General features: G+C 40.9%; 24 protein-coding genes and 1 pseudogene. 20 read left to right on the forward strand and 5 right to left on the reverse strand.

The window, feature by feature from the left end; all coding sequences use genetic code 11:
- Positions 1-18 precede the first annotated feature (18 nt).
- The 4 genes from selB to phnC are packed head-to-tail and all read left to right on the forward strand — an operon-like array spanning position 19 to position 4,327.
- Positions 19-1,899 (forward strand): selenocysteine-specific translation elongation factor, encoded by a 1,881-nt coding sequence (gene selB, locus Q4550_RS07540; RefSeq protein ID WP_303531402.1) that lies wholly within the window; start codon positions 19-21, stop codon positions 1,897-1,899.
- A 23-nt stretch (positions 1,900-1,922) separates the two neighbouring features.
- Entirely contained in the window at positions 1,923-2,828 is a 906-nt protein-coding gene (gene phnD / locus Q4550_RS07545) for a phosphate/phosphite/phosphonate ABC transporter substrate-binding protein (RefSeq protein WP_303531406.1), read from the forward strand.
- Positions 2,829-2,883: 55 nt separating this feature from the next.
- On the forward strand, positions 2,884-3,582 hold the full coding sequence (phnE, locus tag Q4550_RS07550) for a phosphonate ABC transporter, permease protein PhnE (RefSeq protein WP_303531409.1): 699 nt from the start codon (positions 2,884-2,886) through the stop codon (positions 3,580-3,582).
- Positions 3,572-4,327, forward strand: a complete 756-nt coding sequence (phnC, locus tag Q4550_RS07555) for a phosphonate ABC transporter ATP-binding protein (protein ID WP_303531412.1) — start codon at positions 3,572-3,574, stop codon at positions 4,325-4,327. Before phnE ends, phnC begins: the two co-directional genes overlap by 11 nt.
- A 34-nt stretch (positions 4,328-4,361) precedes the next feature.
- On the opposite strand, the gene selD is transcribed toward phnC, so the two are convergent.
- Positions 4,362-5,411 carry a selenide, water dikinase SelD gene (gene selD, locus Q4550_RS07560; protein ID WP_303531413.1) on the reverse strand — a complete coding sequence of 350 codons (1,050 nt, stop codon included), beginning with the start codon at positions 5,409-5,411 and terminating at the stop codon, positions 4,362-4,364.
- Positions 5,412-5,558: 147 nt separating this feature from the next.
- Between selD and Q4550_RS07565 the strand changes: the two are divergent.
- Positions 5,559-5,750 (forward strand): annotated as a pseudogene (locus tag Q4550_RS07565) (Rdx family protein); the annotation flags it as partial.
- Between the two features lie 39 nt (positions 5,751-5,789).
- On the forward strand, positions 5,790-7,190 hold the full coding sequence (gene selA, locus Q4550_RS07570; protein WP_303531416.1) for an L-seryl-tRNA(Sec) selenium transferase: 1,401 nt from the start codon (positions 5,790-5,792) through the stop codon (positions 7,188-7,190).
- A gap of 37 nt (positions 7,191-7,227) precedes the next feature.
- On the opposite strand, the gene Q4550_RS07575 is transcribed toward selA, so the two are convergent.
- Positions 7,228-7,365: a small acid-soluble spore protein P gene (locus Q4550_RS07575; RefSeq protein WP_098443510.1), complete on the reverse strand. Its 138-nt coding sequence runs from the start codon at positions 7,363-7,365 to the stop codon at positions 7,228-7,230.
- A 115-nt stretch (positions 7,366-7,480) separates the two neighbouring features.
- On the opposite strand from Q4550_RS07575, the gene Q4550_RS07580 reads away from it, so the two are divergent.
- Positions 7,481-7,738 (forward strand): hypothetical protein, encoded by a 258-nt coding sequence (locus Q4550_RS07580; RefSeq protein WP_194221513.1) that lies wholly within the window; start codon positions 7,481-7,483, stop codon positions 7,736-7,738.
- 39 nt (positions 7,739-7,777) lie between these two features.
- Here the strand turns inward: Q4550_RS07580 and sspO are convergent, their stop codons facing one another.
- Positions 7,778-7,927, reverse strand: a complete 150-nt coding sequence (gene sspO, locus Q4550_RS07585; RefSeq protein ID WP_194221514.1) for a small acid-soluble spore protein O — start codon at positions 7,925-7,927, stop codon at positions 7,778-7,780.
- Positions 7,928-8,117: 190 nt separating this feature from the next.
- Here sspO and acnA point away from each other — a divergent pair, with 190 nt between their 5' ends.
- The 8 genes from acnA (at position 8,118) to Q4550_RS07625 (ending at position 13,722) form a co-directional block, all read left to right on the forward strand.
- The gene (gene acnA / locus Q4550_RS07590) at positions 8,118-10,829 is read left to right on the forward strand and encodes an aconitate hydratase AcnA (RefSeq protein ID WP_303531420.1); all 2,712 of its coding nucleotides are present in this window, start codon (positions 8,118-8,120) and stop codon (positions 10,827-10,829) included.
- 216 nt (positions 10,830-11,045) lie between these two features.
- The gene (locus Q4550_RS07595) at positions 11,046-11,174 is read left to right on the forward strand and encodes an FbpB family small basic protein (RefSeq protein ID WP_194221516.1); all 129 of its coding nucleotides are present in this window, start codon (positions 11,046-11,048) and stop codon (positions 11,172-11,174) included.
- A gap of 57 nt (positions 11,175-11,231) precedes the next feature.
- Positions 11,232-11,375 (forward strand): small acid-soluble spore protein N, encoded by a 144-nt coding sequence (gene sspN, locus Q4550_RS07600; RefSeq protein WP_098443515.1) that lies wholly within the window; start codon positions 11,232-11,234, stop codon positions 11,373-11,375.
- A 137-nt stretch (positions 11,376-11,512) separates the two neighbouring features.
- Complete coding sequence (locus Q4550_RS07605; RefSeq protein WP_303531424.1) at positions 11,513-12,037, forward strand: hypothetical protein; 525 nt, start codon at positions 11,513-11,515, stop codon at positions 12,035-12,037.
- Between the two features lie 52 nt (positions 12,038-12,089).
- Positions 12,090-12,578, forward strand: coding sequence for a polysaccharide deacetylase family protein (locus Q4550_RS07610; protein ID WP_194221518.1), 489 nt, complete (start codon positions 12,090-12,092; stop codon positions 12,576-12,578).
- A gap of 72 nt (positions 12,579-12,650) precedes the next feature.
- Positions 12,651-12,860 (forward strand): small acid-soluble spore protein Tlp, encoded by a 210-nt coding sequence (locus Q4550_RS07615; RefSeq protein WP_303531426.1) that lies wholly within the window; start codon positions 12,651-12,653, stop codon positions 12,858-12,860.
- 113 nt (positions 12,861-12,973) lie between these two features.
- On the forward strand, positions 12,974-13,414 hold the full coding sequence (locus Q4550_RS07620) for an acyl-CoA thioesterase (RefSeq protein WP_303531428.1): 441 nt from the start codon (positions 12,974-12,976) through the stop codon (positions 13,412-13,414).
- On the forward strand, positions 13,414-13,722 hold the full coding sequence (locus Q4550_RS07625; RefSeq protein ID WP_303531429.1) for a hypothetical protein: 309 nt from the start codon (positions 13,414-13,416) through the stop codon (positions 13,720-13,722). The genes Q4550_RS07620 and Q4550_RS07625 overlap by 1 nt, the downstream gene beginning before the upstream one ends.
- 41 nt (positions 13,723-13,763) lie before the next feature.
- Here Q4550_RS07625 and Q4550_RS07630 read toward each other — a convergent pair whose 3' ends face one another.
- The gene (locus Q4550_RS07630; RefSeq protein ID WP_303531430.1) at positions 13,764-14,054 is read right to left on the reverse strand and encodes a HesB/YadR/YfhF family protein; all 291 of its coding nucleotides are present in this window, start codon (positions 14,052-14,054) and stop codon (positions 13,764-13,766) included.
- 193 nt (positions 14,055-14,247) lie between these two features.
- On the opposite strand from Q4550_RS07630, the gene Q4550_RS07635 reads away from it, so the two are divergent.
- The 5 genes from Q4550_RS07635 to Q4550_RS25155 all read left to right on the forward strand — a co-directional run bounded on the left by Q4550_RS07635 (position 14,248) and on the right by Q4550_RS25155 (position 17,205).
- On the forward strand, positions 14,248-15,174 hold the full coding sequence (locus Q4550_RS07635) for an SGNH/GDSL hydrolase family protein (protein WP_303531431.1): 927 nt from the start codon (positions 14,248-14,250) through the stop codon (positions 15,172-15,174).
- Between the two features lie 68 nt (positions 15,175-15,242).
- Positions 15,243-16,070, forward strand: coding sequence for an SGNH/GDSL hydrolase family protein (locus tag Q4550_RS07640; RefSeq protein WP_303531434.1), 828 nt, complete (start codon positions 15,243-15,245; stop codon positions 16,068-16,070).
- 16 nt (positions 16,071-16,086) lie between these two features.
- The gene (locus tag Q4550_RS07645) at positions 16,087-16,740 is read left to right on the forward strand and encodes a uracil-DNA glycosylase family protein (RefSeq protein WP_303531435.1); all 654 of its coding nucleotides are present in this window, start codon (positions 16,087-16,089) and stop codon (positions 16,738-16,740) included.
- A 138-nt stretch (positions 16,741-16,878) separates the two neighbouring features.
- Positions 16,879-17,016, forward strand: coding sequence for a hypothetical protein (locus Q4550_RS07650; RefSeq protein WP_303531436.1), 138 nt, complete (start codon positions 16,879-16,881; stop codon positions 17,014-17,016).
- 93 nt (positions 17,017-17,109) lie between these two features.
- A complete protein-coding gene (locus Q4550_RS25155) occupies positions 17,110-17,205 on the forward strand; it encodes a putative holin-like toxin (protein ID WP_425589651.1) in 96 nt (31 codons plus the stop codon).
- Here Q4550_RS25155 and Q4550_RS07655 read toward each other — a convergent pair whose 3' ends face one another.
- Positions 17,206-18,093 carry a helix-turn-helix domain-containing protein gene (locus Q4550_RS07655; protein ID WP_303531438.1) on the reverse strand — a complete coding sequence of 296 codons (888 nt, stop codon included), beginning with the start codon at positions 18,091-18,093 and terminating at the stop codon, positions 17,206-17,208.
- Positions 18,094-18,135: the final 42 nt, after the last annotated feature.

Here is an 18,135-nt window from a genome sequence, read left to right on the forward strand (position 1 = left end):
TGATTGGCGGGTGTGAAAGTGAACTATTATACAATTGGTCTAGCTGGACACATTGACCATGGAAAGACAACGTTGACAGCAGCGTTAACAGGGATCGATACAGATCGTTTGAAAGAGGAGAAAGAACGAAACATTTCAATAGAACCAGGTTTTGCTCCTTTTCATTTATCGGATGCCATGAAGGTATCAATTATTGATGTTCCGGGTCATGAACGATTCATACGTCAAATGATCGCGGGAGTTGCAGGGATAGATCTTGTTGTTCCAGTTGTAGCTGCGGATGAAGGGGTTATGCCTCAGACGAGGGAGCATTTGGAGATTTTATCGTTGCTGGGGATTGAACGATCGATTATTGCGATTACTAAAACAGACATGGTAGACGATGAAATGCTTCATCTTGTTAAGGAAGATATTCTTGAATACATAAAGGGCACCGGATTTGAAGGATCACCACTTCATTTCGTCGATGGCAAGAGTGGGCGAGGTATTGAGGAGTTGAAAGAAAGTATTCGTATCTTTCTTAAGGATGTTCCTTCGAGAAATAAAGGAGGAGCGCTAAGGTTACCGATTGATCAGATTTTCACGCTACAAGGTCACGGGACAATTGCGAGAGGCACGATCTTTGATGGGGAAATTCAAGAAGGAGAACTCGTTACACTGTTGCCAGACCGTGTAGCTGCTAGAGTAAGACAAGTCCAGACACACAGTCAGAAAGTGGAGAGGGCTTTTGCTGGCCAGAGGGTAGCAGTTAATCTAGCAGGACCTAATAAGCAAGAATTGACGAGAGGACAGGTGATTGTTAATTCTAATCACTATGCCGTTTCAACTACTATCGACCTTTCATTCACCAAAGCACTCACGATGTCCTATGATTTGAAACAGCGATCAGAAGTAACGGTTCATATCGGAACCGCTGAAGTACGTGGAACGATTGTGTATTTTGATCGGAACATTCTTGAGCCTGGAGACCGAGAAGATCTATTTTGTCAGCTTCGGTTACATGATCCCGTGACAGCAAAGAAAGGAGACCGCGTCATCCTTAGACGCCCTTCCCCGGTTGAGACGATTGGTGGAGGAAGCATCTTAAATGTAGCGGGAGAAAAATACAAATTTGGCTCAGAGACAATTGCGAAGTTTGAGCAGATGGTGAAAGGAACGCCAGTCGAACAGCTTGTTCAGATTCTTGAACAAGAGCACCTATTATCAAAGGAACAAGTGGTGCAACAAATTGGTTTAAATGAAAAATCCTTTCAACAGCTTATTGACGATCCGGAAATTGTAGGTGTCCAAAATGGCGTTACATCTAACGACGTTTTAACACGGATCGTTGAAGCTATTCACAACTTTGTACAGGGCTATCATAATCACTTTCCGATGCGGAAAGGACCACGCAAAGCGGAGGTCGTTCAAGATTTGAAAAAAACTTACCCTAAAAAAGTAATTGAAGTTGCCCTTCAAACAGAGCTGAAGGAAGGTATGATGCAAACAGGGCCATTTCTATCAATGACTGGTTTTGAACCCATGATGCCTGATGCCTGGAAAACACGTATGACCCAGGTGTTAAAGAAGTTACTTGAACAGGGTGTGAATGTTTCGCCGATCGATCGCTTGATCGAGGATCAACAAATTCCAGATTCCCATCACGCTGAATTGAAGAATTTCTTATTAGAAGAGGAAATCGCGGTGAAATTAACAGATGACTTATATGTTCACAAAGAAAATTGGAGTCGCATTGTGCGAGATTTAAAGGAAGGCACTGATAAATCCTTCACTCTACAACAGGCTAAAGACATTCTGAATGTTAGCCGTAAATATCTAGTGCCGATTCTTGAGCGACTTGATGAAGAGAGCTATACAATAAGAAAAGACCAAGAAAGATATTGGAGATTAGAGAAATAGATCGATGCTGAGGAGTGGAAAAAATGAAGAGATTTATGATGTTTACTCTGGTGCTTATGCTAGGAATACTTGCCGCATGTAGCTCAAATAATAGCGAAAATGCTTCAGAAGAGAAAAACAGTGAGTCAGAAGATAAGGCTTTTACAATTGGGGTTATTCCTGTTCAAACGGAAGGTGAGATTGAAGAAGCGATGACGAAACTTCAAGTTGAACTTTCCGAGAAGTTAGATCAAGAAGTTGAAATCACAACGTTTCCTGATTATAACGGTGTTGTAGAAGCGATGAATTATGATCAAATCGATATGGCCTATTTTGGCCCGCTTACTTACGTGATTGCTCATGAGAAGAGTGGTGCAAAAGCTATTGTTACACAGCTAATTGACGGTGAGCCGTTCTATCATTCTTATATCATCACAAATGCTGAGAACGAGTGGGATACGTTAGAAGACTACCTTGAAGATAGTGAAGCAAGAAGCTTTGCGTTTGGTGATCCGAATTCTACTTCAGGATCCCTCATTCCATCAATCGAGCTTCAAGACAGAGGAGTTTTTGAGGATCAAGACAAGAACGACTTTGCTTCGGTAGCGTACACCGGTTCACATGATGCAACGGCTTTGTCTGTTCAAAACAAACAGGTTGACGCTGGTGCGATTGATAGTGCTATTTACAATCAGCTTCTTGAGTCAGGAAAAATTGATGGAGATCAATTAAAAGTCATTTGGGAGTCAGAAAAGCTATTCCAATATCCGTGGGCTGTTTCAAAAGGTACGGATGATGAGACGATTGATAAGCTTCAGAACGCATTTTTATCGATTGAAGATGAAACGATTTTAAATGCATTTGGTGCGTCCGGATTTACGAAGGCTAGCAATGACGATTATGAGAGTATTAGAAGCGCTGCTGACAAACAAGGGTTATTAGACGAGTAAAATGGCCTGGTTTAAATGGAAGCATCTTATCCTCTTCATAGGGGTTATCCTATTAATGGTGTGGAGCATTGGGGTTACGGAATTCGACGTAAGGAAATTCAGTCAATTTAGCAACATGTTGGACTTTCTTTCCAATTGGTTTCCGCTAAATACTTCGGTGCTTCCGACCATGCTAAAAGCAAGTCTAGTGACGCTAGGCATGGCGTTTCTAGGAAGCTTTGCTGGTTTGCTTATTGCACTACCTGTTAGCTTATTGGCAGCAAAAAACACGGCTGGGCCCTTCTATGGAGCAGTTCGAATTGTGTTAAGTTTTGTGCGATCTATTCCAGAAATTGTACTAGGCTTGATGTTCCTTACAGTTGTAGGGCCTGGGCCTTTTGCTGCAACAATTGCCATTATTGTACATAATGCAAGCGTGCTTTCTAAATTAATTGCAGAGTTAATTGAAGCGGCTGATAAAGGCCCTCAGGAAGCGATGAAAGCGGTAGGGGCTCGTCCACTTACAGGTGCTCTTTTTTCCGTTTTCCCTCAAATCTGGCCAAACGTTTTATCACATTACTTCTATCGCTTCGAAGTCGCTATCCGAACGTCACTTATGCTCGGGCTCGTCGGTGGCGGGGGAATTGGACAACAGCTGTTTGTTCATTTTAAAACATTTCAATACTCAACAGTTGCGGTTGATGTCATGTTGATTATGGTGATTGTCATCGTCGTCGATTTTCTCGGAAGCAGGGTGAGACAGTATGTTATGTGAAGAAGCGTTATTATCGGTAGAAAACGGTTCAGTGCGTTATCGAAATGCTGATACCTTTGCACTAGACGACGTGACGCTCACTTTTCAGAAAGGTGAGTTTGTCTGTATTCTTGGAAAAACTGGCTCTGGTAAGTCGACACTCATAAGGACATTAAATGGCCTCCAGGCTTTAACTGAGGGTGATATTCGATACAACGGTAGTACGTTCCGTCAACTGGATCGAGAGGGACTTAGAAGTAAAAGGAAGACCATGGGAATGATCTTTCAGCATCATCAGCTCATCCCGCGTTTAACGGTTCTGCAAAACGTATATACCGGATTATTTGGTTCTCGTTCAACTTTTCGTAACCTGGCAGGATTGTTTAATGAGGAAGAAAAGAAGTTAGCGGTGGACGTTATTGATCAGGTTGAATTGCTTCCTCATCTAAATAAGCGCGTGGATTTACTGAGTGGGGGGCAGAGGCAGCGAGTAGGGATTGCGCGTGCTCTTGTTCAAACTCCCGATGTTTTTCTTGGAGATGAGCCTGTAGCAAGTCTTGATCCTGGTACCGCCAATCGGATTTTTCAGCTTATTCAACGGTTGCATCAAGAACGCAACTTGCTAACGATTATTAATGTACATGATGTGAAGCTAGCCAAAAGGTACGCGACTAGAATTGTAGCTTTAAAAGAAGGTCGGGTTGTTTTCGATGATCAACCTGAAGCGCTCACTGAGGAGTTAGAAGATATGCTGTATGAAATGTAAAAAAGGAAGTTGGGGACTCCCCAACTTCCTTTTTTTATTTGCTTGCGGTGATCGCAAATGAATCTTTTTCATTTACATGACCGACAATGTGAGCTGATTTCCCTTTACCATTCATACGTGATACATATTCATTTGCTTCATGCTCAGGCAGGCTAATTAATAGGCCGCCAGAAGTTACCGCATCACATAAAATGAATTGCTCAAGCTCTGTTAGGTTTTCGTATTTGACAGATTCAGCTATCCAGCGGTGATTGGCTTTTGATCCACCCGGAATATAGCCTTGCTCCGCTAACTCGACCGTACCAGGTAATATAGGTACGTTGTTGTAATCAATCTGAATACTAACGTTGCTACCAGTTGCCATTTCATAAGCGTGTCCAAGTAAACCAAATCCAGTCACATCCGTAACAGCATTTGGAGATAATCCCGATAGCTGTTCTGCTGCTGTTTTGTTTAGCTCAGCCATCGTTTCAGATACGTGCTGAAGCTGTTGGGCAGTAAGCTTTTCGGGCTTGATTGCAGTCGTTTGAATTCCCACACCAATTGGCTTTGTTAGCACGATAACGTCGCCAGGCTTAGCGCCGACATTCATTAGAATTTCATCTGGATGGACAAGTCCGGTTACGGATAATCCGAATTTCGGCTCCTGATCATCAATGGAATGTCCCCCAGCAGTGACGGCGCCAGATTCATCTACTTTATCTGCAGCACCTTTTAAGATTTCTGCAAGTATAGAAGGATCTAAATTCTTAATAGGGAACCCTACAATGTTAAGAACGGTCTTAGGTACTCCGCCCATTGCGTACACATCACTGAGTGAATTGGCTGCGGCAATTTGTCCAAACATATATGGATCATCAACGATAGGTGTAAAGAAGTCTACCGTTTGAATCATGGCGAGTTCATCAGTTAGGCGGTATACGCCTGCATCGTCGGAAGTTTCCACACCGACAAGTAAATTTGGATCTTTTTTCTTGTTAGGTAATTGACGCAAAACTTGCGTCAGGTCCTCGGGACCGATTTTGCATCCTCAACCACCTTTTGTCGAAAGAGACGTTAAACGGATTTTTTCTTGGCTCGACATATGACCACCTCCTTCCAAGAGTATAAATCTTTTCATCGCATATTTGAAATGATATAGTATGAACAACTTAAAATTAATTAAGAGGAGGCAGTTTTAATGAAGTATAATGTCACAATCGAATTCTGCATGCAGTGAAACTATGCACCTAAAGCCGCGAGTTTCGCGGAACAATTATTTAATCATTTCAGACACGAAATTGGTTCACTTGAGCTAATCCCTGGTTCAGGAGGCGTGTTTGAAGTTACGGTGAATGACAAGCGAATGCATTCGAAGAAAGAAACTGGTCACTATCCTGATGTCGAAGCATTTATTATAGATATAGAAAATACAACGTTCTAGATGGGCACCCCCGGGGTGCCTTTCGTGTCGCTATAGGAGATGAGAGTTTTGAAATTATTGAAAGAACTTCCGCCGATTCATCAAATCCAAGAAGCATTACTTAATGAAAGTGTTGGAAGCGAGTTACCTCACAATGTATTAAAACACCTGATTCAACAAGAAGTGAATGACTTGCGGGACTCTTTGTTGAGAGATACATATACGGGAGACTCGGAGGGGAGAGAAGCGTTTCAATATGAAATCATGCAGAGCGTGATGGCGAAAATTGGATCTTCCAAAGAGTTTAACTTAAAGCCGGTGATCAACGCGACTGGTGTCGTTCTTCATACAAATCTTGGCAGAGCGCGTTTAAGTGACTTGGCTATTGATCATTTGATTCACGTAGCTAAAAGTTATTCGACACTTGAATATAATCTGCAGAAAGGAAAGCGCGGATCCCGTCACACAATCGTCGAAGATGCTATTTGTAAAGCAACAGGTGCAGAGGCTGCTATGGTTGTGAATAACAATGCAGCTGCAGTCTTTCTTATATTAAGTGCTCTTGCGAAAGAAAAGGAAGTGGTCGTTTCTCGAGGGGAGCTTGTTGAAATTGGCGGATCTTTTCGCGTTTCATCAATTATGGAGGAAAGTGGTGCTAAGCTTAAAGAAGTAGGGACGACAAATAAAACACATTCGTTTGATTATGAAGCAGCGATCAACGAAGAAACGGCTATGCTGATGAAAGTACATCGCAGCAATTTTTCAATCGTCGGGTTTACAGCTGAAGTAGCACGAGAAGAGCTAGCCTCCATAGCGACGAAAAACCAGGTGGTTTTTTATGAGGATTTAGGGAGTGGGGCGCTTTTTGATTATCGAGACTATGGGATTGGCGAAGAGCCTACGGTGCAAGAAACGCTTGCTTCGGGTGCTGACCTCGTTTCCTTTAGCGGGGATAAACTTCTGGGTGGACCACAGGCAGGAATGATTGCTGGGAGAAAAGATCTGATCAATCGGTTGAAGAAGCATCAGCTCGCTCGAGTATTGCGCGTCGATAAGTTCACGCTTGCTGCGCTTGAGGCAACGTTACAGCAACACATGTATGAAGAGGCTGCTAACATACCAGCTATAAGAGACATTACAAAAAGTGCGGAAGAGATTCGAGAGCGCTCAGAACTCTTTCAGCAAAGACTTGAAAGAAAAGCGTCTCATTATCGTATTGAGGTAGTGGAGGGAACTTCACAAGTTGGGGGAGGTACAATGCCTTCAGTCGAGCTACCTACTTATGTCATCGCCCTCCAAACCGATCAATACAGCGTAAATGAACTAGAAGAATTTCTTCGTCTTAGTAACACACCAATCATTACAAGAATTCAAGATGGAAAAATACTGATTGACCTAAGGACGGTAACCATCGAGGAAGAAGACGACATTTTGCAATGCTTGATTCAAATACCAAAATAAAAAGACGGCCACTTCGGCCGTCTTTTCTAATTGAAATTTAAAACCCTTCACCATTCTTTTGTCTAGTGTGGTTTCTGTTTTTTACTTTATGGGAGCCTTTCATTGGCTCTGGTTGGCCAGTATGCCCTTTAGGAGCGTTTTTTCGAATGTCTTTGAACGTATTGCTCTCAGTCATATGAATCCCTCCTTACGCTTTAGTATGGTCAAAATGATAGTGCTTATTCTTGTCGAATAGGACGCTTTGTCCTGGTTACACTATGATGAAAGCTTAAGAAAAGGAGGTTGGTTAAATGCCTTACAATAAAGACAAACAACAGAGTTTCCAAGCAGCGCAACAAGGTTACGAACAAGCTGTTGATGCCAAGAAAGAAATTGTGGTGAGTAGTAGTGGATACGGTAAAGACCTGAAGCATTTGCAACAAGAAGTGGGTGAAGCGAAAGAGCAGATTGAGAGTGCATTAATGAGTGCAACAGAACATCAGCGTGCGCAATTACTTCAATTTCAGCAGGATTTGCAATCGATTGAAGCAGAAATGAATCAAGAATAATAATGAAAACCCGTCATCACCTGATGACGGGTTTCAAGCCTATTGGCGTTTCTTTGTCTTTTTATTATATTGACGCTGCTCTTGTGTCATATGCTCGTTTGCATATTCATTGTCATAGCCTGCGCCGTTCCCTTGAGCATCGGCATCATTCATTCCTGGACGCACACCGTTTGCTTTTCGCTTACCCATATTCATCACCTCCCTTCATCTAATTTTTCCTATAAGGGAGAAAATATGTAGTGATAAGTTAGACTTATCAATAGCAATAACAATCTTGTTATTTACTTATGTTTAGAAATTTACTAAACTGGATAAAGGGAAGTTGAAAACGTTTTTTCGACATCCGCTTTGTTATGCAATTTGGAGGAGGGAACTACATATGGCAAATCACGAACTTTATAATTCCAAAGCAACATTTGATGCCAATGGTAAATCATATTCCTTCTATCGTCTTCAGGCGCTAGAAGAAGCAGGCATCGCTAAGGTAAGCAAGCTCCCTTATACGATCAAAATTTTGCTCGAATCCGTATTACGTCAGTATGACGGTAAAGTCATTAAAGAAGAGCATATTGAAAACCTCGCTAAATGGGGAACTAGCGAGCAAAACAAAGATATTGACGTACCATTTAAACCTTCACGTGTCATTCTTCAAGATTTTACAGGCGTACCTGCTGTTGTTGACCTTGCGTCACTTCGTAAAGCAATGGCTGATATCGGCGGCGACCCTGACAAAATCAACCCTGAAATCCCAGTTGATCTTGTTATTGACCACTCGGTACAGGTTGATAAATACGCATCTGAAGATGCACTTGAATTTAATATGAATAAAGAATTTGAACGTAACCTTGAGCGTTATAAGTTCCTTAAATGGGCTCAAGATGCATTTGATAACTATCGTGCCGTTCCACCAGCAACTGGTATCGTTCACCAGGTAAACCTTGAGTACGTTGCGAACGTTGTTCAAGAAAATACTGTTGATGGCGAGAATGTTGCCTATCCAGATACATTATTCGGCACTGACTCCCATACAACCATGATCAACGGTCTTGGTGTACTTGGATGGGGTGTAGGTGGTATTGAAGCTGAAGCTGGAATGCTTGGTCAGCCTTCTTACTTCCCGGTTCCTGAAGTAATCGGTGTGAAGCTTACTGGAGAACTTCCGAGCGGAACAACAGCAACGGATCTTGCGCTAAAAGTGACTCAGCTTCTTCGTGAGAAAAAAGTTGTTGGGAAATTTGTTGAGTTCTTCGGACCGGGTCTATCAGGCATGCCGCTTGCTGACCGTGCAACAATTTCCAATATGGCACCAGAACAAGGTTCTACATGTAGCTTTTTCCCAGTTGATGAAGAAGCGCTTGAATACATGCGCCTAACTGGTCGCTCTGAAGAGCATATTAACCTTGTGCGTGAATACTCAATTGCTAACGGATTGTTCTACACGCCAGAATCAGAAGATCCTGAATTCTCAAGCGTTGTTGAACTTGATCTTGGAACGGTAGAGCCAAGTCTTGCTGGTCCTAAGCGTCCACAAGATTTAATTCTTCTTTCCGATATGAAAAAAGAGTTCAATAAAGCAGTCGTTGCCCCTCAAGGTAACCAGGGTCTAGGTATGGATAAGAAAGAATTCGACAAGGAAGCTGTTGTTAAATTTAACGATGGAAAAGAAGTAACGATGAAAACAGGTGCAGTTGCGATCGCAGCGATTACAAGCTGTACAAATACTTCAAACCCTTCCGTTATGCTTGGTGCGGCTCTTCTTGCGAAGAAAGCTGTTGAAAAAGGACTACAAGTTCCTGAATACGTGAAAACTAGCCTTGCTCCAGGATCAAAAGTTGTAACAGACTATCTTGATAAGTCTGGACTTATGCCTTACCTTAGAGACCTTGGTTTCCACCTGGTTGGTTATGGCTGTACGACTTGTATCGGTAACTCAGGTCCACTTAAAGAAGAGATTGAAGATGCGATTGCGAAGAGCGATCTTACGGTAACTTCTGTACTTTCAGGTAACCGTAACTTTGAAGGACGTATCCACCCACTAGTAAAAGCAAACTATCTTGCTTCACCACCGCTTGTCGTTGCTTATGCTCTTGCTGGAACAGTAGACTTTGATCTTCATTCAGATTCATTCGGTAAAGACAAAGACGGCAACGATATATTCTTGAAAGATCTATGGCCATCAGCAGAAGAAATCAAGCAAGCCGTTGCTGAAACAGTAACACCAGAAATGTTTAAGCGTCAGTACAAAACTGTATTCGACGAAAACAAACGCTGGAACGAACTAAGCACTAGTGAAGGAGATCTTTATAACTGGGACGATGAGTCTACTTATATTCAGAACCCTCCATTCTTCGAGAATCTTTCTAAAGATCCTGAAGACATTCACGAGCTTAAGGACCTGAGAGCGATCGCGAAGTTTGGCGATTCCGTTACTACGGACCACATTTCACCAGCTGGTGCGATTGCTAAAGATATGCCTGCAGGGCAATATCTACAAAATAACGGCGTTCGTCCAATTGACTTTAACTCTTACGGATCACGTCGTGGTAACCACGAAGTTATGATGCGCGGTACGTTTGGTAACATTCGTATTCGTAACGAAGTAGCTCCAGGCACTGAAGGCGGCTGGACAACATTCTGGAACACGGATGAAGTTATGCCAATTTATGATGCAGCAATGAAATACAAAGAAGAAGGAACAGGTCTAGTGGTTCTTGCTGGTAAAGACTACGGCATGGGAAGCTCACGTGACTGGGCTGCCAAAGGAACAAACCTTCTAGGAATTAAAACGGTAATTGCAGAAAGCTACGAGAGAATTCACCGTAGTAACCTTGTGTTGATGGGTGTGCTTCCACTTCAATTTAGAGATGGTGAGACTGCAGATACGTATAACCTTACTGGTAAAGAAACGTTTGCTGTTGAAATCACAGAAAACGTGAAACCACGTGATGAAGTTAACGTAACGGCAACATCTCCAGATGGCGAAACCCAAACATTTAAAGTACTTGCTCGTTTCGATAGTGAAGTTGAAATTGACTACTATCGCCACGGCGGTATTCTTCAAATGGTGCTTCGCGACAAAATTGCAAATTAATTTAGAAAAGGATGGCTCTTGCCATCCTTTTTTATTGTGGTTTAATTTGTTGACATCATAGCTAGAATGATGACGACATTGCGTAAATGAGGTGAAAATAGCAACGTTCATGGGCAGAACTCAATAAAATAAACGAAAAAATCGGATTTTTGTAATAAGTTTTGATTAATCGGGAATAATGGTTTTAAATACTGTTGAAGAGGAAAGGAGACTAACATGAGGAAATCTAAAAAAGTTTCTTTTAAAGAACTTGTTATGCAAAATAAGCTTGAATTAATGAATGATAAACAAGCGATTGAACGTATTGAAGACAAATTTGAGCAAAAGCACGCAAAAAATTTGTAAGGGTATAGATATTTCTCTTTTAGTTGCACAGCCTATTACCTAAAGGAGGAGATACAAATGAGTAACCCAAAGAAATTCCCAAAATCTTTTAAGCCAAATCACCTCGCTTCTGTCAATCCAGAAGCTGAAGGGAACAAAGGAAAGCAAATGCAAACTAAAGGCAACGCTGAACCTGACTACGCCCCTCCAAAAGGGAAATAGGCTGATGACGACCAGAAAGGAAAACTCTTTCTGGTTTATTTCAATTTTAACAACTTCTTTTCATTTCTTGTAAAGTTGTCCAAAAGTGTGGAGAGATGACGAAAGATTAGGAGACAAACGTTTTCGGGGGGAACATTATGACAATTACAGCAAGGATTGAACCCATTTCAGTGATGGGGGCTGAAGAAGAACCAAATAAAGAGCTTCTTGTAAAAGAGCTTGAAATCAAAATGCAGCAAATGGGCTATCTTGTGCCATATCGAGAAGAATTAAATTGGAGTCGCACAATTGCGAGCCTTGAGTTAGGAGAAGTACAAACCCTTCAAAAATTAAAAAAAGCGGCTGCTAAAAACGATCGCGTTCTTCTTATTTACGCGCGTCTTTTTAAAGGGACGATTTTTCAACATCTGATTCTTCACCCAAATCAATCTGGAATTTATCTTCCTTTTCGATTTGATGAGCCTTTTGTCATTCAAATAGAAGGTAGAAAGATCTGGGTTGGTTCTTCTGTAAGGCTTCTTGAGGAATTATCATGGCTCCAAATTAGTTTTGATCAAGGAGATCATCAGGAAAGTGTGAAAGAATACTGGCAGAATTTGATAGAGATCTCTAGAAAGAGTGTCAACTATATGAGTCCGATTATTTTTGAAGAAGCCATTTAGAAGATTTTAGTAAAGGAAGAAAGGGTATGGGCATATAAGAGGGGTGATAGTAGTGGATAAAAAAGATAGGTTAGGCAGTGATATATACCGCATGCTTGAGGAATCTGGACCACCTTATGGGTGTGGGACTGCATCCATTATAGGTGGTTTCGCTGCCAGGCTTGCTGTTATGAGTCTTACGATTTCTGATATTGACCACGAATTACATGACGTACCAGGTACTTTCTTTCTGATGTGTGATGAAGACGACCGTGAATTTCAATCGTTTTTAGATGAGGGAGGCAACCATTCACCAAACGATGTTCCGATACAATTATTAGAATGTACGTATCGGCTTCTCGTCGAGCTGTCTTCCTATGAGGACCGAATTCAGAGCAATGTTGTCGTGGACTATCGAATGGGGATCAGAATGTTGAAACAGGTATTTACTGCGGCTGAGAATATTTTGCTTTCCAATGGATGCAGTGCAGAAGTGCGTAAGGATATGTTGTACTATGAAGGCAAGCTAGAAGGGGCGCTTCCCAAAAGCCTTCAATCTTAATTGAAATAGGAATACCTATTAAGATGATTAGTCATAATAAGCTCGTACCTACTTAATTCGGGAGGGCTTATGATGGTATCTAAACGAGACGATCGCAGCGATAATGCAGAGAAATTATCTAAAATAATTCAGGATACGAAAGAGAATATTCATGATTCTGAAGCGTCGTTAGAATTGACGGATAGCGATTTGCAGAAAAAAGCTATTCAAGATAAAAATCAGCGCCGAAAACATAGTATTCAGGCGCTGGAAAATGAAGTGCAAGACGAAACAAAGCAATAGCGATTTAAAGAACTGAGTGACAATAAGTCACTCAGTTCTTCTCATTCATGCTTCAAGGGTGGATTATGGTAAAATAACATAGACACCACGTTGAAGTTAGGAGAGGAAAGATTATGTACATAGCAACTACGTCTATTGATGTTCGGTATGCTGAAACAGATCAAATGGGAGTCGTATATCATGCTAACTATCTGATATGGTTTGAGCTCGGACGAACGTCGCTAATTAATGATTTAGGATTTCGTTATGCTGATATGGAAAAAGAGGGGATTCTTTCTCCCGTTGTAGATATTAAAGCAAGCTACAAACGACCTGTAAGGTATGGGGATAAAGTGAATGTAAGAACTTGGGTCGAGCATTATGATGGGCTTCGTGTGAATTACGGCTATGAAGTCATAAACGGAGAGGGCGAGATTTGCGTTACGGGCGAATCGATGCATACGTGTGTAAAGCGAGATACGTTCCGACCTGTCTCAATACGGAGGAAATTTCCGGAATGGCATCAGGCGTATGAACAAGCGAAGAAACAATCTGTTTCTACTGGAGCCGAATAATGGCTTTTGGTCTGTCCAAGCGAGAGCTAGCAGAATGGAAAGCAGCCGTTTCGAACGGAGAGGTCGCTTTATTGACTCATTTTTGGTATGATCCTCGCTTTCCACAGTATCACTCTGTGACGAAAGCAGGGTGTCGTAATAAAGAAAAGCTTGCCCGATGGGGAGAACAGTATGGTTTAAAAAGAGAATGGATGCACGACCGTGAAGAATTTCCGCACTTCGACCTGTTAGGGGATGAACAGATCCGTATTCTTGAAGCAGAGGGTCTTGTAGCGCACATTCACCGATTTAGATTAACAAAAAAGTGAAATAAAAACGCGAAAGCTTCTCGCTTTCGCGTTTTTCTCAATCAATTTCCGTGCACAAATTCTATTTCCTCTTTTTTTCGGCTGAATTTCACGGCGAAATCTTGATCCTCAAAGAACCAGATATCTTTTTGTTCTACAAAAAAGGTAATGCCTTCTTCTTCAACTGTAAGAGCAGGTTCCGTTGGTTCTTCCACAGTCATACCAAGGGAAAAGCCATCTTGAACAGTGCTGCATCCACCTACACGTACAAAAAAGCGGAGGTTGTCACCTTTTTCAAGATCCATTTCTCGTTTAAACCAGTTCAAAGCGGGTTTTGTAATTGTCATTTTCAAGTGTATTTCCTCCTTTGCCGTACGAGTCTTCTCGTACTATTATAAAGAAGTAGCGCCAACTTGCAAAAAGAAAAAGGTTATAAAGCGAAATAATGGCAATAAACCCACTTAAATATGTAAACCATCTCGTAATTCACGTTACATCAGCATAGAATAAGGGTATAAAAGGAAGTGTAATGAGGAGGTTTTTGGAATGAAAAAACAGAGAATATGGCTGTTTTTATTCCTCATTCTTGCTGCGGGTATTTTACTCAGTGTTAAGCCAATTATGGAACACCGTAGTCAGCGTTTGAATGAAATAAAGCAAGCAGCATCCATGATGGTTATGAATGAAGCTCCGAATGAAACGGTCATCTCATCAATCGCGAATAAAAATGATCGAGAGAAAACGGATATAGTACCTGAAGTCTCTAAAGAAAAGTCAGATTCATCAAAACCTGAAGAAGTAGAACAGCCTGAAGATCCCGATATAAGAATGGTGGGATTGGGCGACTCATTGACGAAGGGTAGCGGTGACTCGACAGGGCAAGGGTACATTGGTCGACTTGCTGCAAATATAAAGAATGAAACAGATACGTCTGTACTTGTTGAAAACTACGCTGTTCATGGAAGGCAGACGCCAAAATTATATAAGATGTTAAACGAAGACGATGTGCAGGATTCCCTTTCAGAAGCAGATGTGATCGTCATGAGTATTGGTGGAAATGATCTAATGAAAGTTGTGAAAGAACATTTTCTAGATTTACAAATGGATGTTTTTCAACAAGAACAAACAAACTATGTAGAACGTCTAAGTGCCATTATGCAACGAATTAGAAGTATTAATTCCGACGCGCCGATTTTATTTATTGGTCTTTATAATCCTCTATTAGAGAATTTTCAATCGGTAACGGAAATTGATCAAATTGTGCAAAGGTGGAATGGGGCAAGTGAAGATACGGTTCTTAAAGATGATGACACAACCTTTGTACCCGTGTATGAATTGTTTAATTCTGTAGATGAGAACTTGTTTTTTGATGATGGCTTTCATCCAAATGATCAAGGATACGAACTGATGGCGAGGCAGATTCAATATCGGTTGAAGCAGGATGAGTTATTAGAAGAAATCCCATTTGAATAGTTCATATACGAGTGAACTTCCGTTTGATAGAATAATAGGTACAATCGTTAGAGTAAAGGAAAATGACAATGAATCGATTTATGAAACTAATCCTCATTTCGTTAATGCTTCTAGTATTTGTGGTAGCGGGCGCCTTAACTTATGTCTATTTTAAGGATGATCCAGAGCTAACGGATTCACTCCCTGTGAGTGATGAAATAAAGGAAACCTTTCAAGATGAAGAACCCATTCCTCAGAAAGTACCAGATAATGTGCGGATTGTTGGTCTTGGTGATTCCTTAACAAAAGGCGTCGGTGACCAAGAAAAAAAGGGATATATCGGTTACGTAAGTGATTCTTATTTTGAAAATGAACAGAATGCAAAGGTTACACTAGATAACTATGCGATAACTGGTAGTGAAACGAAAGATCTCATAAAAAGGTTGGAAGAGAATGAAGTCCAAAACGGTGTCAAAAAAGCGGATTATATTTTCTTAACGATCGGTGGAAATGATTTATTTGGGGTTGTTAAAAATCATTTCATGAATCTTGATCAACAATATTTTTCTCTTCAAGAAAAGATTTATTTAGAAAATTTGACGACGATATTAGACAAGCTTAGAAGTTTAAATGGTGATGCACCAATTTATTTTACAGGTTTATTCAATCCGTTCTCAAAAGCTTTTGGGGATATTCCAGAAATGAATGAAATCGTAGACGATTGGAATAATGGTAGTCAATTAACTGTTTCAAATTATCCTGAAGTTACATTTGTTCCAGTTGCCGATCTCTTCCTTGAGAGTGATGAGAACCTTCTATATGAAGATGCCTTTCATCCAAATGAAGATGGGTATCATTTAATGGGGGATCGGATTGTCTCTTATTTAGAAGAAAACAATGTGGCATTTAATCAATAAAGGTAGGGAACCATTTATGGATACGGTTGAAAAGTTTGAAAAGCAATACGTAGCCCTCGCTAAACAGTATGAGGTCTCGGAAGTGATGACGCCAAAATCAAAGCTCATCTTCATACTAGAGTCTCCTCATGTTTCTGAAGTGGAAAATGGTGTGCCGGTCGCAGGACCTTCAGGAGCTACAATGTCGAAAAAGCTATTTGGTCCGGAGTATTCACATCCTCTCGGTCTCTTGCTGAAGAAACATCAGGAAGAAAGTATGGAAAGACCATCGCTTGACGTTGTGGGATTACTTAACGTATGTAATATTCCGATGCAATCGAAACCATATGCTGAGAGTGATCGAAATGCTAACAGTGAATTACTTGAACACTTAAGTAAAATCCGCACATCTAATCAAAAGACTCCTTATAAAGATAATGAGTTACTAGCTGTGCAGCAGCTTATATTAGAAAAGTTTAGAAATCGACTGAAGGCGATTTCTAATCGAGAACTGACGATCATTCCTTGTGGACGATTTGCTCAAAAGTTCTTTCAGCTAGCTAATGTTTCAAGTGAAAAATGGACGGTCATAATGGATGTTCCTCATCCTTCTTATAATTCTTGGAGTCGCGAACGTTACCAGGATGCGATTAGCAATGTATTAAATGAATTCAATCGTCATAAAATATAAGAATGTTTATTTGATTCACCCAAAAGCCCCGTTCTCTTAAGAACGGGGCTTTTGGCATTTAGTAGAGAAGCACATATAGCAAATGCATAAATATTGGATGCGTTGTAATATAAATGTAATGAAGGGAGGGGTGACAAAGTGAAGAAATGGGCAGCTTTACTTCTTCTGTCTCTCGTTGTAGTGAGTGGGTACGCGATCGCACCAAATGATTCATCACTAATGGTACAGGCCTCTGCTTATGTGGTGCAAGATGAAGATTTACCTTATTGTCATTAATTAAAGAAAAGGGGTCTGAAGTGTGTTGGTATCTTTCCAAGTTATCATTTGTCGAATGAATAGCCCTTAACCTCTTTGAAAGGAGGACGTACAATGGAAGAACTCACATTGTTTATCACGGCTGGCCTGTTCTTCGTGTCTCTCTTCAATTTTATTGTCATCTTAATTGAGAAAACAAAGCATAAATAGTTAGGCTTCGTGAACAATACCTATTTTTTTAGCATAATTCTCAACATGAGTTTTAAAGTTATTATTTTGGTCAAGTTCAAAGATCGTAGATGCTGTGTTCAGATATTCAATTGCCAGCTCTTGATTCCCAAGCAAATAATGGAGCTTACCGCACTGGTAACTAAGTTCGCCAAAAAGATAGAGGCGCTGCTTCTCCCTGCAAAGCAGAAATCCTTCCCTAGCAATCGAGAGAGCTTTCTCATAGTTTCTGCAGGTGGATAGCGCTTTTGAGTAATTATAATAAAGGCGAATTTCGATCGTTTCATCCTTAATAATGGGGAAAAAGCGAACGTGACAAAGAGCTTTATGAAATAACGGCAGAGCACATTCCCACTCTTTTTCCTCACTATGCAAAATGGCCATACTAATTAGAATTTCGATTTCACGTTCCGAGAAATTTTTAGACGTTGTCGTAGTAAGATGAAGGGCTTCATGGAGAAGTAGAAGGGCAGTAGAGGCATTATGTTCAAGATAATACGTACAAATAGCTTTATGCCAGAGATAAAACTGCTGGTTTTTGATTGTTCGAAAAAGGGGGTTCGATTCTTCTGCTTCAAGAATATCAGCTACTTCACTATATTCGCGTCGCTTAATGTGCCTTCTGACTTGTCGGATGACTTCATTAACGTAATCAAGTCGAGGGGTTTCCTTCATATGAAAAAAGTAATTAATATCAACACCGAGTCTGGAAGCAAGTTGGTACAGTAATTCTGCAGATGGTGAGACATCATTATTTTCAATTTGACTAATTAATGCCTGTGTACAGATGCCTTCCGATAAATCGGCCTGTGAGAGTCCAAGGTACAATCGAAGTTCACGCATCGCATATCCGAGTGTATCCTGACGCACCTGCAATCCCCCTTTTTTATCCAATTGTATCATGGATGTTTG

Source organism: Anaerobacillus sp. 1_MG-2023, assembly GCF_030547345.1.
GTDB lineage: Bacteria > Bacillota > Bacilli > Bacillales > Guptibacillaceae > Guptibacillus > Guptibacillus hwajinpoensis_B.

What these genes read in the sequence shown, in the direction of transcription:
- phnD (WP_303531406.1), top strand. Translation starts at nt 1,923, where the DNA reads ATGAAGAGATTTATGATGTTTACTCTGGTGCTTATGCTAGGAATACTT.
- phnE (WP_303531409.1), top strand. Translation starts at nt 2,884, where the DNA reads ATGGTGTGGAGCATTGGGGTTACGGAATTCGACGTAAGGAAATTCAGT.
- phnC (WP_303531412.1), top strand. Translation starts at nt 3,572, where the DNA reads ATGTTATGTGAAGAAGCGTTATTATCGGTAGAAAACGGTTCAGTGCGT.
- selA (WP_303531416.1), top strand. Translation starts at nt 5,790, where the DNA reads ATGAGAGTTTTGAAATTATTGAAAGAACTTCCGCCGATTCATCAAATC.
- Q4550_RS07575 (WP_098443510.1), bottom strand. Translation starts at nt 7,365, where the DNA reads ATGACTGAGAGCAATACGTTCAAAGACATTCGAAAAAACGCTCCTAAA.
- Q4550_RS07580 (WP_194221513.1), top strand. Translation starts at nt 7,481, where the DNA reads ATGCCTTACAATAAAGACAAACAACAGAGTTTCCAAGCAGCGCAACAA.
- sspO (WP_194221514.1), bottom strand. Translation starts at nt 7,927, where the DNA reads ATGGGTAAGCGAAAAGCAAACGGTGTGCGTCCAGGAATGAATGATGCC.
- acnA (WP_303531420.1), top strand. Translation starts at nt 8,118, where the DNA reads ATGGCAAATCACGAACTTTATAATTCCAAAGCAACATTTGATGCCAAT.
- Q4550_RS07595 (WP_194221516.1), top strand. Translation starts at nt 11,046, where the DNA reads ATGAGGAAATCTAAAAAAGTTTCTTTTAAAGAACTTGTTATGCAAAAT.
- sspN (WP_098443515.1), top strand. Translation starts at nt 11,232, where the DNA reads ATGAGTAACCCAAAGAAATTCCCAAAATCTTTTAAGCCAAATCACCTC.
- Q4550_RS07605 (WP_303531424.1), top strand. Translation starts at nt 11,513, where the DNA reads ATGACAATTACAGCAAGGATTGAACCCATTTCAGTGATGGGGGCTGAA.
- Q4550_RS07615 (WP_303531426.1), top strand. Translation starts at nt 12,651, where the DNA reads ATGGTATCTAAACGAGACGATCGCAGCGATAATGCAGAGAAATTATCT.
- Q4550_RS07620 (WP_303531428.1), top strand. Translation starts at nt 12,974, where the DNA reads ATGTACATAGCAACTACGTCTATTGATGTTCGGTATGCTGAAACAGAT.
- Q4550_RS07625 (WP_303531429.1), top strand. Translation starts at nt 13,414, where the DNA reads ATGGCTTTTGGTCTGTCCAAGCGAGAGCTAGCAGAATGGAAAGCAGCC.
- Q4550_RS07635 (WP_303531431.1), top strand. Translation starts at nt 14,248, where the DNA reads ATGAAAAAACAGAGAATATGGCTGTTTTTATTCCTCATTCTTGCTGCG.
- Q4550_RS07640 (WP_303531434.1), top strand. Translation starts at nt 15,243, where the DNA reads ATGAATCGATTTATGAAACTAATCCTCATTTCGTTAATGCTTCTAGTA.
- Q4550_RS07645 (WP_303531435.1), top strand. Translation starts at nt 16,087, where the DNA reads ATGGATACGGTTGAAAAGTTTGAAAAGCAATACGTAGCCCTCGCTAAA.
- Q4550_RS25155 (WP_425589651.1), top strand. Translation starts at nt 17,110, where the DNA reads ATGGAAGAACTCACATTGTTTATCACGGCTGGCCTGTTCTTCGTGTCT.